We start from the raw sequence: 12,579 nt of genomic DNA on the forward strand, positions 1-12,579 counted from the left end.
CTACGCCGCCGCCAGGCCCTCGCCGGTCTGCCCGGCCAGGCGCCGCAGTTCGGCGGTGCACATCATGAAACCGTCGGGCGGCAGCCGGTGCGCATAGTGGTCGAGGTCGTCGAGCAGCGCGTACACGTGCACCGGGGTGCCGGCGCGGCCGGCGGCGTTGACCACCTGGCGCAGTCCGGCCAGCACGGCGGGGTGGCGGGTCTGGTAGGCGTGGGCGACCTGGTGGTTGCTGCGGTCGGCGGCCAGGTAGAACTGCACGAGGTCCTTGGTGCCGACGAACAGCTCGCTCGCCCCGGCCGCGCAGAACCCCGGCACGGAGTGCACCGCGGCCGGTGTCTCGACGAACACCGCCAGCGGCAGGTCGTCGGGCAGCGCGAGCCGGCGGCGCAGCAGCAGGTACTCGTGCTGGTCGTTGACGAACGGCACGGCGAAGCCCACGCGGCCGGCGTCCGGGCCGAGGGTGTCGCGCACCTGGGCGCGCAGCGCCTCGAACGCCAGCGGGTAGTGCGGCTCGCGCAGCAGCGCCCGCGCGCCGTGCAGGCCGAGGTCGGGGTTGGTCTCGTGGTCCACGGCCCCGGTGGTGATCCGCGCGGCGTCGTCGGAGCGCAGGTCCAGCAGCCGCATGACCAGCCGCTGTCCGGGCAGCAGCTCGCGGGCGAACCCGCACAGCTCCCGTCCGACGGCGGCCCCGTACCGACGGGCCTCGACCGGGCCGGAGCGCAGCGCGTCGAGTGGGCGCAGGCCCACCGACAGGCACACGAACTCCTCGCGGACGAAGAAGCTCGACACCTGCTCGACGCGCGGCACCAGCGCGTTGGTCGACGCCACGTCGGTCGCTGCGGCCACCACGACACAGATCGACCCGAGGTCCTCGGGTGTGACGGCGAGCCGGCGGGGGGCCAGGGCCGGTGGCCGCGCGTCGCCGACGACGACCGACTCGCGGTCGGTGCGCACGGTGACCGTGCCGACCAGCCCGGCCAGCTCGCGGCGTTCGACGCGCAGCACCGGGATTCCCCGCGTGCGGCACAGCGACTCCATGTGGCCGGTGCGTCCGCCGCCGGCGCAGATCACCGCCGAGGAGGCCACGATGGCGTCGTAGAGGTCCGGCCGGAGCGTCTCGACGACGAGCACCGAGCCGGGGATCGGACGGCCGGTGTGGTTGCAGTCCCCACGGATCTCGATCGCGGGCACGTCGACCAGCAGGACCCCGGGAAGTTCACGTGCCATGAGCTCCAGGCTGACAACCGGCCGGCGCGGCCCGCATCTCCGCCTATGCGAGGGTCTCCAGGCTCTTGTCCAGCCCGAGGCGGCCACGGAGGTCGCGCGGGGTGACCGACAGGTCCTTGAGCCGCGCCGAGGCGACCTCGGTGACGGCGAGCCGGACCGTGCGTTCGGTGACCGACCGGCCGTGCCGGGTGCTGATGGCCTGGATGGCGCGCAGGCTGTCCTCCAGCCTGGCGGTGAGCTCCTGGCGCTGGTCGCGGCGCCGGGCGGTCATCCGCCGGACCTCGATCATGGTCGAGTACGACAGCGCCTCGGTCAGCTCGGGGTCACGGGTCTCGGGCAGGGGGACCCCGGTGGCGTCGTAGCAGGACTCCAGCCGGCACAGCAGCGACGCGGCGACCTCCACCGAGTGATTCTTGATGGCGGCGAGGTTGAAGGTGAACGCGCCGGTGCGCCCGTTGCGCACGATCTCGTCGCCCTCGCGCGGGCTGCCGACCACCGAGACCGGCGCCGCCGGCAGCCCGGCCGCGCCGACGAGCGTGCCGTGGCCGTCGACCTCGACGCCCCGGCCGGTGCGGCCGTGCGGGCAGGCCAGGCCCCGGCGCAGCAGGTTGGCCCACAGCGGCGAGTCGACCCTGGCGTAGTCGGACTCGCGCCCGAAGTTCGAGATCACCAGGTCGGCGGTGAGCTGTCGCGGTGCGGTGCCGCCGACCGACAGCACCAGCCGGTCGTCCGCGCCGGGGGTGATCGCCTGGATGCGTCCGGCGGTGACCGCGACCTGGTCGTCCATGGCGGCGTCGACCGGAGCGGCGGTGTAGGCCATGACACCGACGCGCATGATCGCCAGCAGGCTGCCGTACCGGTCGAGGAGGGTCCGCAGGTCGGCGGAGGGAATCGCGGCGAGGATTTCCGGCAGGTGCGGTTCCCAGGCCTTGAAGACGCGTTCGCTCACGACGGACCGGGCGACCTCCGGGTGTTCCCGGATCACCCGCAGACCGGCCCGCCGGCATTCGTCCTGGAACCGTTCGATGAAATCGTCGAGGCCGACGTAGGGTTGGTCGCCAAGGCGCGGCGGCGGGAGTTCCAGAACGTGGTGGCGGTGATCGGCAGGATAGGTGCGCAGGGTACGGCCGGAACCGGAGATCATGTGGATCTTGCCGGTGTGTCCGTGGCGCAACAACAATGCGGCCGAGTCGTACGCGCTGAGCACCGATCCGACGATCGCGACCTCCGCGTCGGGCGCCACCCCGAGAATCCGTTCGATTCCCCGTTCCGAGTACGGCTGCGCGACGAACGCCGGGTGGTCGACCACGGTCTCGGCGAACGCCGGGTGCCGCCGCTCCAGCCCGGTGGCCAGCACGACGTGGTCGGCGACCACGTCGGGGCGGCCGGTCACGGTGACCGTCACCCGGCCGTCGTTCGGTTCCAGGTCAACGGCTTCGCCGTCGACCTGGACCAGGTGGACGCCATCGGGCGCCTCGGCGGCGGCCTGGTCGAGGCGGTCGCGCAGGTAGTCGGGATAGACGCAGCGGGGCGCGGGGCCGGACTCGGTGAACACGACGTCGCGCCATTCGTCCGGCCAGCCCGACCGGTCGGCCTCCCGGTTGGCCCAGGAGACGAAGTCGTCGACGTCCTCCCGGAACGCCGACATCCGCCCGGCCTGAATGTTGAAGACGTGCTGCCAGTGATTGCTGCCCGGGTGGTAGGCCACCCCGGCCTGCCGGTATTCGGCGCGCCGTTCCAGGAGCATGATCTCCACCGGTTCCCGCGCGAACTGGAGCAGGCGAATCGCCGTGGCCGTTCCCCCCAGCCCGGCTCCCACGACAAGCACCCTGGGACGTTCGTTCACCTGTTTCTCGCCCTCTCCAGAACCCGTCGAAACATCGCACGACAGGACACCGGGAAAAAGATCAGCAAACAGATTACCGCGAAACCCGATCGTTGAGCACCTGCGGGCCGGCGGACGATCATGGCCCATAAACTCGTCCACGCCCCCGGGTCGCGGCCACTTCCTGCGTGCGCAGTTTCCCCGGGAACCGTTTCCCTTCACAGCCGTCCAGCGACATTCCACACTGCGGAAGCCCTTGCCGCGATGTGGTCGGCCGGTCACGATCGGGCCGACAGCCACGATCCGCGGCCAGGAGGTTCCATGTCCCTGATCATCGCGCTGGCGGGCAGCCCGTCGGCGACCTCGCGCACCGTCGCGTTGTTCGGGGCGCTCGCCAGCGGATTGCGGACCGACGGCCACCAGGTGCGGGTGCTGCCCGTGCGCGCGTTGCCGGCCGAGGCGTTGCTCGGCGCCGACGCCTCGGCACCGGCCATCGCCGAGGCGATCGCGGCCGTCGCCGGGGCGGACGGGCTGATCGTCGGGTCGCCGGTGTACAAGGCGGCCTACTCGGGCGTGCTGAAGACCTTCCTCGACCTGCTGCCGGCCGACGCCCTGGCCGGCAAGGCGGTGCTGCCGGTACTCACCGGCGCCGCGCCCGCCCACGCGTTGGCCGTCGACCAGGTACTGGCCCCGGTACTGACGGCGTTGGGCGCGCGGCACGTCGTGTCCGGACTTTTCCTGCTGGACAAGCAGATCCGCCGCATCGCCGACGGCGCCGTGCTGGCCCCCGAGGCGCGGGACCTGGCCGACGCGGCGATCGGGCGGCTGGTCACGGCACTGGTCACGGCACTGCCCGCCGGCGAGCGGGTGCGGCGCTGACCTCAGTGGTGGAAGGCGACCTGCGGTGACCGGGTCGCCCCGGCCGAGAGCCGGTCCACGCTGCGTCGCAGGTCCTCGGCGAGCAGGGTGACCTTGTCGGCGCTGACGCCATGGCGCACGAGGATCCGGTGGATCACGGTGTCCTGGCGGGCGGGCGGCAACGGGTAGGCCGGGACCTGCCAGCCGCGCGTGCGGAGCTCGTCGGACAGGTCGTAGAGGGTGAACGGCGTGGTCGCCGGGTCGGCGAGGGTGTAGGAGACGGCGGGCAGGCCACCCCGGCCGTCGTAGAGCAGGTGGAACGGGCCCATCTCGGTGATCTGCTGGGCCAGCAGTCCCGCCGTGTCGGCGCAGGCCTGGTGGACGTTGCGGTAGCCCTCGCGGCCCAGGCGCAGCAGCAGGTAATACTGGGCGATGATCTCCCCGCCGGGGCGGGAGAAGTTGAGGGCGAAGGTCGGCATGTCGCCGCCCAGGTAGTTCACCCGGAAGACCAGGTCCTCCGGCAGGTCGGCGGCGCTTCGCCAGATGGCCCAGCCGACACCGAGCGGGGCCATGCCGTACTTGTGGCCCGACGCGTTGATCGAGCACACCCGGGGCACCCGGAAGTCCCACACCAGGTCCGACTGGATGAACGGCGCGACGAAACCGCCGCTGGCCGCGTCCACGTGCAGCGGCACGTCCAGGCCGGTGTCGCGCTCGATGGCGTCGAGCTCGGCGGACAACTCGCGGATCGGCTCGTAGTCGCAGGTGAAGGTCACCCCGAGGATCCCGACGACGCCGATGGTGTTCTCGTCGACGTGCTCGCGGAGCTGTTCGGGGCGCAGGCCGGTGGCCCCCGGCAGCAACGGGACCTGACGCAGCTCCACGTCGAAGTACCGGGCGAACTTCTCCCAGCAGACCTGGACCGGGCCGGTCACCAGGTTCGGCGACCCGGTCGGCTTCCCCGCCGCCGCACGGCGCTGGCGCCACTTCCACTTCATCGCCAGGCCGCCGAGCATCGCGGCCTCGCTCGACCCGGTGGTCGAACAGCCGACGGTGTCCGCGCTGTTCGGACAGTTCCACAGGTCGGCCAGCATGTGCACGCACCGGGACTCGATCTCCGCCGTCTGCGGGTACTCGTCCTTGTCGATCATGTTCTTGGTCAGGCCCAGGTCCATCAGCCGGTGGATCTGGTCGTCGCCCCACGTGGTGCAGAAGGTGGCCAGGTTCTGCGCGGCGTTGCCGTCCAGCTCCAGCTCGTCGCGCAGCAGGTGGTAGACCGCCTGCGGGTCGTTGCTCTGGTGCGGCATCCGGCGCCGGGGCAGCGGCCGTTCGCTCAGCGGGGTGGCGTAGATGTCCTCGAACGGGCTCGCCTGGTCGTGGTCCACGCGGTGCAGCGACATGAGCGAAACCAAACACATCCGCGACCCGCCCGCCACACGGCACGGTCCCCGTGTGGCGGGCGGGCGGCGTGCCTCAGATGCCGACCCGGCAGCCCGACAGCACGATCTCCTGGCCGAGCAGGGTCACCACCCGGACCGCGTACTGCGCCAGCTGCCCGGCGGGCGTGGTCACGGTCTGGTTCACGTGGACGGTGGCCACCCCGAGGATGCTGATCGTCGCCGGCTGGGTGCCGATGGGCCGGCCGTTGATCGTGCCGACCCGCGACGAGCCGGACAGGCCGCTCTCGTCGGCGACGCAGTGCGTCTCGATGTCGGAGATCCGGATCGCGCCGGCCAGCAGGTTCGCGCCGCTGATCTCGGCCGCCGCGTCGGTGCGCCCGGTGTCGGCGTTGCGCGTGCACTCGGCGTGCAGCGCCTCGACAGTGGCCAGACCGGGCACGGTGAGGGTCGCGGTGGTCAGGTCACTGTTCGGCGGGCACTCGGCGTGCGGGGTCTTGGCCACGGTGATCAGGCCGTTGGCGCTGATCGCCCACGCCTCGGCCCGCACGTAGGACACGATCGTCACCACGGCGGTGGCCGCGTCGCCGTCGTCGTCGGTGACCGTGACCAGCACCTGGTGCGCGCCGACGCCGGTGTAGGTGTGCGTGGCCGCGCAACTGCCGGAGCCGGCGCCCTGGGTGACCTCACCGGCCACGACCGGCGACCCGTCGTCGAAGTCGACCGTGCACGTGTGGGTGTCGTTGGTGGCGATGTCGGTGAACGGCGCGGTGACCCCGACCGGGGTGCCGCGCAGGACCAGGGTGCCCTGGTCGGGGGCCGAGACGCTCACCTGCGGGGCGACGTTGGTCAGGGTCAACGACGTGGTGGCCACGACGTCGGGGTGCAGGCTGTCGTCGGCGCTCAGGGCCAGCGTCCACACGCCGTCGTCGGTGCAGGTCACGGTGGTGGACTGGGCGGCGGGGTCGGCGAAGGAGCAGGTCGCGCCGGGGTCCACGCCCGAGGCCGGGGTGGCGGTCCACCCGGTCGTCAGGGTCGGGCCGTCCGGGTCGGTGACCAGGCCGCCGAGCTGCACCGGGGTGCCCTCCTGGCCGGCGTACGGGCCACCGGCGTCGACCTCCGGCGGGTCGTTGATGATCACGTCGACGCAGTCGGTGACCTGGCCGGGGCCGCCGTGGTCCTCGCCGCGGGCGGTCACGCAGATCCGGTGGCGGCCGGAGGTGAGCGGGTCGGTGGTGAACGAGTAGGTGACGTTCACCGGGCCGGTCTGCGGCGGCACCGGGCTGACGTCGGTCACCGGGACGGCGCCGCCGCCGTCGACGGTGGCGGTCAGGCCGGTGAGAGTGGACTCCAGCAGGCCGGGCAGCACGTCGGGCAGGTTCGCCGGGTCGGCGACCTGGGTGCAGGTGCCGCCGGTGCGGTCGGCGATCACCTGCAGGCTGGCGTTGTAGTCGCCGGCGTCGCACGCGGACCCGCCGCCGACGGCGAAGGTGTGGATGTCGACGTTGGCCGGGACGTCGTCCAGGGCGGGGTTCACGTCACCGGCGGAGAACCCGTCGGAGAGGAACACCACGATCTTGCGGGACTCGGTCTGGGCGTTGGTGACGGCCGTGGCCTTGACCACCGCGTCCGGGAAGAATGTCCCGGTCGGCATGGTCCGGGGGGTGAACTGGCCGATCTGGCCCTGGCTCATCGAGCCGAAGACCTCCTCGGCGTCGCGGATGCCGTTGGCGTTCTGGTCGGCCTCCGGGGTGGTGAGGACCTGGTCCCCCGCCGTCGGCCGCATGTCGGCCACCGCTGCCGACGATCCGAACGCGACGGTGCCGACCGATCCGATCACCGAGGTCGGTTCGGCGGCGCGGGTGTTGAGCGCGGCCGACGCCTCGACCTCGCACCGCAGGATCGTGCGCGCCGTCCCGTCGCAACTGGCCGCGGTGCTGCCGGACACGTCGATCACGTAGGTCAGCGCGGTGTCCTTGACCACGGCCGCCGCCCCGACCGAGGCCGTGCCGGTGACCGTCACCGGCCCCTGGGGGAACACCGTTTCGTCGGCCGGGCTGTCGATGGTCACCGAGATCGAGGTGCCGCCCGGCAGGGTGCCGTCGACGGCCACCGCCGTGCCGGTGAGAACGGCCAGCGCCGTGACGGCGGCCAGCCCTGATCCGACGAACGTTCGTCGTCTCATCGTGTCACTTCCCTGAATCGTCGCCGAGAATCTCCTGGAAAGGAGATCGGAAAACCGAAACACCTGGTTACTGCGACAATTCAGTGAACTCCTCGACCTGACCGGAGCAAACAATGACGAACGTCATAACCCGGTCGAGGGAGTTATCGCGAACCTATCGAAATCCGGATACGCCGGGGCAACCGGGCGCCGGGTTGGCTGGGCGGACCCACTGCCCGACCAACCCCCGGGAGAACCGTGAACCACTCCGACTCCGCGCCTCGGTGGCGACGACGTTCCCTGCTCGGTGCCGCCTCGGTGGCGGCCGGTGGCGCGCTCGTCGGCACCGGCACCGGCATCGGCACCGCACCGGCCGCCGCCGATCCGGTTCCGCCGGACGCGATGCCCGGCGAAGCGTACGACCGGTACATCGCCGGGCTGGCCGCGCAGGACCGGTTCTCCGGCGTGGTCATGCTGGTCCACCGGGGGCGCACGGTGCTCTCGCGCAGCTACGGGATGGCCGACCGGGAGCGCGGGATCCGCAACCACGAGGGTGTGGCGGTGAATCTCGGGTCGGCGGTGAAACCGTTCGTGGCGGTGGCGGTGCTGCAACTGGCCCAGCGTGGCCACCTTCGGCTCCACGACGTGGTGGGCGACTTCCTGGACGGGTTCCCCGCCGACGTGGCCGCCCAGGTGACCATCCACCACCTGCTGACCGACACCTCGGGCCTGAGCCACCCGGAGCAGGATCTCCAGCGGGTGTTCCACAGCCGGGAGGAGGTGCACGCCCACTACGAGCAGTGGTCCCGGCAGGTGTCGCTGGTGGGGGTTCCGGGAACCGATTCCGGTACCTCCGGGGCGTGCCTGGCGATCGCCGCGCAGATCGTGGAGGCCGTCACCGGGGTGACGTACTGGGACTACGTCACCGAACACGTCTTCGACCGCTGCGGAATGACCGGAACGGGATTCTTCACACGCCCCGAGTGGTTGAGCGATCCGCACATCGCGCATTCCTACATGATCCAGCACGACGGCACCCGGGTGGATGCCGTACGCAACCTGGACAAGGGTGGGGTGAATCCGTTCGAACCGGGGAAGAATCCCGGGCGGAACTTCATCGACCACGCCGGGGACGGCGGTTTCGCCACCGCCCCCGACCTGGTGCGGTTCGCGCGGGCACTGGGCGAGGGCACGGTGCTCGACCAGCCGTACGCGGACCTGCTGACCGGGGCGAAGATGCCGCAGAACTCCGGCAAGCACGGTGGCCCGCCGCCGGCCCACCCCGCGTTCAAGGGCTACACCGTGCCGGTGAAGATCCTGCAGGGGCAGTGGGTCACCGGGCGGGGCGGGGTGAACCCCGGCAGTACCGCCAACTGGAACCTGTACCAGGGTTCCGGGTGGATCGGCGTCCTGCTGAGCAACTACGACAACCTGCCGGTGCAGGAGATCCTGGACCGGGAGCGGCTGGCCGTGCTGGGACCGGCTGACTAGGTTGTGATCCCCGAAATCCCCACCCACCACGGAGTCCACCGTTGCTCATCACCTTCACCGGCGTCATCCTGCTCACGGTGCTCGCGTTACCGCTGGCGGCGGGCATCGTCGCGCTCCTGGCCCGGCGGCGGACCCGCGCCGGGGAGGACCACCCGTGGCGGCGGTCGGTGGCCGAGGTCGGCGTCGTCCACGGAACCGTGCCATGGGTCTGGATGATCCTGCTGCCCGGAGGCGACGAGGCGACCAGCCGGGTGAGTCTGGTCCCCCTCGTCGATCTCGTCACGATCGTCGGCGACGAACCGGTCCTGGCCGTGCGGCAGATCGTGGGCAACCTGCTCGTGTTCGCCGCCTTCGGCGCCCTCGCGCCGCTGCGGTTCGCCGCGCTGGCCTCGATCCCCCGGGTCGTGGCCCTCGCGGCGGCCGGCTCGGCGGCGGTGGAGATCATCCAGTACACCCTGGCCCTGGACCGGGTGTCCTCGGTGGACGACGTGCTGCTCAACGCCGCCGGGGCCGGTGTCGCCGCGTTGGTGTCCCGACGGTGGTGGGCACCGGAGAGGGTCAGCTCGCGGTGATCCGGCCGCAGGCGCGGGCCTCGGCCGTGGACCGCTGGGCGGTGATCTCGGCGAGGAAGTCCTCGGCCAGCGCCGTGAGGTGCTCGACGACCTCCGGCTGGCCGTGGCGCAGGTCGTAGGTCTCCGCCGGGTCAAGCTCCAGGTTGAACAGCTGGGGAAGCTCCTTGCCGTGGGACCGGGTCGGGTCGCGCGGCTGCCGGTCCAGGTGCAGTTTCCACGGCCCCTCCCGCACGGCGTTGAGCGTCCACCAGTGGAAGAAGAACAGCGGCCGGGACACCGAACCCCCGGTCAGTACGGCGGACACGTCGACGCCGTCGATCGGGCGGTCGGCCGGCAGCGAACCACCGGTCAGGGCGGCCAGCGTGGGCAGCAGGTCGAACAGGCAGACCGGGACGTCGGACACCGTGCCCTCGGGGATGCGGCCGGGCCACCGGGCGAGGAACGGGACGCGGACGCCGCCCTCGTAGGTGTGGTTCTTGTTGCCGCGCAACCCACCGGTACTGCCCTCGAACCACGGGCCGTTGTCGCTGGTCACCATGACCAGGGTGTTGTCGGCGACCCCGACCTCGTCGAGGGTGTCGAGCAGGCGGCCGACGTGGTGGTCCAGGCACTCGACCACGTCGCCGTAGCGGCCGCCGGCCGATCGGTCGCGGAACTCGTCGGTCACCGCCAGGGGGATGTGCGGCATCGTGTGGGCGAGGTAGACGAAGAACGGCTCGTCGGCGTGCCGGCGGACGAAGTCGATCGCGTGGTCGGTGTAGGCGCCGGTCAGGGTCGCCTGGTCGACGTCGGTACCGGTGACCTGGTCGCCCTCGAACATCTCCACCGGGTGCATGTCGTTGCTGTACAGCAGGCCCGCGTACTCGTCGAAGCCGTGGCGGGTCGGGTGGTGCTCGGGGCGGCAGCCCAGGTGCCACTTGCCGAACATCGCCGTGCGGTACCCGGTGTCGCGCAGCATCCGGGGCAGGGTGTACTCCCAGGTCGACAGGCCGGTGCCGTCGTGGGGGAACAGGACCTTGGGCAGGCCGACGCGCTGCGGGTACCGGCCGGTCATCAGCGCCGCGCGGGAGGGCGAGCAGACCGAGGACGCGGCGTAGGTGTGGCGCAGGTTCACGCCGCGCTCGGCCAGGGAGTCGATGCGCGGGGTGCGCAGGATCGTGTTGCCGGTGCAGCCGAGGTCGCCGTAGCCGAGGTCGTCCATCACGACCAGGACGATGTTCGGTGGCCGGTCGGTCATGATCCCTCCCGGGGACGCAGGGTCGCGCTGGCCTCACCCAGCCCGTCGATGGCACCGTGGACGACGACACCGGCGGCGTACTCCTCCCGGGTGACCTCCAGGCGCGCGGTGGTGGCGCCGAGGGTGATCACGTCGCCGGGGAACAGGGTGATCATCGCCGAGATGACGCCGATCAGCTCGTCGGGGCCGGCGACGTAGGCCGAGGTCGACGCGCGGATCTCGCGGTCGCCCACGCGCAGGGTCATCTCGCGGTCGCGCCAGTCGTGGGAGGGCAGCGGCACGGGGGTGGCGGCGATGTTGAAGCCGTCGGCCCAGCGACCGTACATGGCGGCGATGCCGCGTTCGCCGGCCCGCGCGGGTTCCACCACGGCGTCGGCGAACGAGCGGTCGCACACCGAGACCAGCGGCAGGTAGCCCAGGACCAGGTCCGGGTCGCCGGTCCCGGTCACCAGCGCCCGGACGACCACCGCCAGTTCGACGCTCACCACGAGGTCGGTGGCGCGCGGCGGGATCTCCACCTGGCCGCCGGGGCCGAGGGAGCTGGGTGGGCCGTTGAGGAAACGCGGCACCGACAGCGCCTCGGGGTCGTGGTTGCCGTAGGAGGTGAGGAAGTGTCGAACCGAGGCCACCGTCCAGTCCTGTGTGGACTCCAGGGCCGGTTCGGCGGCGGCCGCGCGGATCGCGTAGGACGGGTGGTCGGCCGGCGGGACCGGGGCGGTGGCGACGACGGCCGGGTTGGTCAGGGTGCCGACGTCCTCGATCGACACCTCCAGCGAGGTGCCACGCTCCAGTTCGGCGGCGGGTACCGGCAGGCCGTCGACGCCCATGGTCGCGAAGTGGATCACGTCGCCGGGGTGCAGGGAGGCGAACGAGGAATACCAGGCGATCACCCGCTCGATGCCCAGGATCGCCGCTCCGCTGTGCGCGCGGTCGCGGGTACGCCCGGACTGGCGGGTGTACATCAGCAGGTCGTAGGGGTTGGTGACCTCGTCGGCGGTCACCAGGTACGGGCCCATCGGGGCCATCGTGTCGGCCTTCTTCCCGCCCCAGGACGCGGTCGCCTGGTAGAGCCAGTCGTCGTGGCCGGGCGGCAGCGAGTAGCCCGTGCCGGCGTTGCCGGGGACGATGCCGTAGTAGTACGTGCCGGACACGTCGTTGACCACGGTGTACCCGGCGACGTGGTCCATCGCCCGCTCCAGCGGGATGTACCGGCCGCCGGTGCCGATCACGACCGCCAACTCCACGTTGTAGGCCATCAGCGGCCGGTGGTGGCCGTCGCGGAACACCACCGCCGCCCCGGCGCCGACGGCCGTGCCCTGTGGACGCTGGTGGCCCAGCGGGAACAGGTTCACGATCCGGGTCTTCTCGTTGTTGCGCACGAACGACGGCGCGTTGGTCACCAGACCCCAGTACAGCCGGGGCTTCGGGATCGGCGCCAGCAGTTCGACCTCGGTCACCGGGAATCCGCACGCGGGCACGATCGTGGAGTCCGTCCTGGCGGCGAACCGGGCGGCCTGACCGGCCACTCGTGCCAGGTCCGCCAGCGCGGTGTCGCCGAGGGCGAGGAAGCCGGCGAGCGTGGGCGGCCACCCGTCCACGGGCGGACGGGGACGGGTGGCCGGCCCGGAGGACGGGATCGACGCGTAGGCCGCGAGGAACGCCGCGACCCGCGCGGGTTCGAGCACCCACGCCGCCGAGGTGACCGGGTCGTCCACGACGAAACCCCACCGCTCGGTTCCCCCGGCGACGAAACTGGCGAGCCGCACGTCGATCCCTCCCCTGCCTGGTTGACCCTGCCTCGCTGACCT

At 71.8% G+C, this 12,579-nt stretch carries 9 protein-coding genes; 3 read left to right on the forward strand and 6 right to left on the reverse strand.

The window, feature by feature from the left end:
• Window positions 1-1,227, reverse strand: a complete 1,227-nt coding sequence (locus BLA60_RS15805; protein ID WP_075133625.1) for a putative PEP-binding protein — start codon at window positions 1,225-1,227, stop codon at window positions 1-3.
• Window positions 1,228-1,270: 43 nt separating this feature from the next.
• Complete coding sequence (locus BLA60_RS15810; protein ID WP_245812003.1) at window positions 1,271-3,046, reverse strand: FAD/NAD(P)-binding protein; 1,776 nt, start codon at window positions 3,044-3,046, stop codon at window positions 1,271-1,273.
• 327 nt (window positions 3,047-3,373) lie between these two features.
• On the opposite strand from BLA60_RS15810, the gene ssuE reads away from it, so the two are divergent.
• Window positions 3,374-3,931, forward strand: a complete 558-nt coding sequence (gene ssuE, locus BLA60_RS15815; RefSeq protein ID WP_075133627.1) for an NADPH-dependent FMN reductase — start codon at window positions 3,374-3,376, stop codon at window positions 3,929-3,931.
• 2 nt (window positions 3,932-3,933) lie between these two features.
• Here the strand turns inward: ssuE and gad are convergent, their stop codons facing one another.
• Window positions 3,934-5,310, reverse strand: coding sequence for a glutamate decarboxylase (gad, locus tag BLA60_RS15820; protein WP_075133628.1), 1,377 nt, complete (start codon window positions 5,308-5,310; stop codon window positions 3,934-3,936).
• Between the two features lie 73 nt (window positions 5,311-5,383).
• A complete protein-coding gene (locus BLA60_RS44830; protein ID WP_075133629.1) occupies window positions 5,384-7,492 on the reverse strand; it encodes a PKD domain-containing protein in 2,109 nt (702 codons plus the stop codon).
• Window positions 7,493-7,729: 237 nt separating this feature from the next.
• Between BLA60_RS44830 and BLA60_RS15830 the strand changes: the two genes are divergently transcribed.
• Window positions 7,730-8,962: a serine hydrolase domain-containing protein gene (locus BLA60_RS15830; RefSeq protein ID WP_075133630.1), complete on the forward strand. Its 1,233-nt coding sequence runs from the start codon at window positions 7,730-7,732 to the stop codon at window positions 8,960-8,962.
• Window positions 8,963-9,003: 41 nt separating this feature from the next.
• Entirely contained in the window at window positions 9,004-9,534 is a 531-nt protein-coding gene (locus tag BLA60_RS15835) for a VanZ family protein (RefSeq protein ID WP_075133631.1), read from the forward strand.
• On the opposite strand, the gene BLA60_RS15840 is transcribed toward BLA60_RS15835, so the two are convergent.
• A complete protein-coding gene (locus tag BLA60_RS15840) occupies window positions 9,521-10,771 on the reverse strand; it encodes a sulfatase family protein (RefSeq protein WP_075133632.1) in 1,251 nt (416 codons plus the stop codon). The two genes, BLA60_RS15835 and BLA60_RS15840, sit on opposite strands and share 14 nt — an antisense overlap.
• Entirely contained in the window at window positions 10,768-12,537 is a 1,770-nt protein-coding gene (locus BLA60_RS44235) for a fumarylacetoacetate hydrolase family protein (RefSeq protein WP_075133633.1), read from the reverse strand. The genes BLA60_RS15840 and BLA60_RS44235 overlap by 4 nt, the downstream gene beginning before the upstream one ends.
• Between the last annotated feature and the right edge of the window lie 42 nt (window positions 12,538-12,579).

The organism is Actinophytocola xinjiangensis (assembly GCF_001921215.1).
Lineage (GTDB): Bacteria > Actinomycetota > Actinomycetes > Mycobacteriales > Pseudonocardiaceae > Actinophytocola > Actinophytocola xinjiangensis.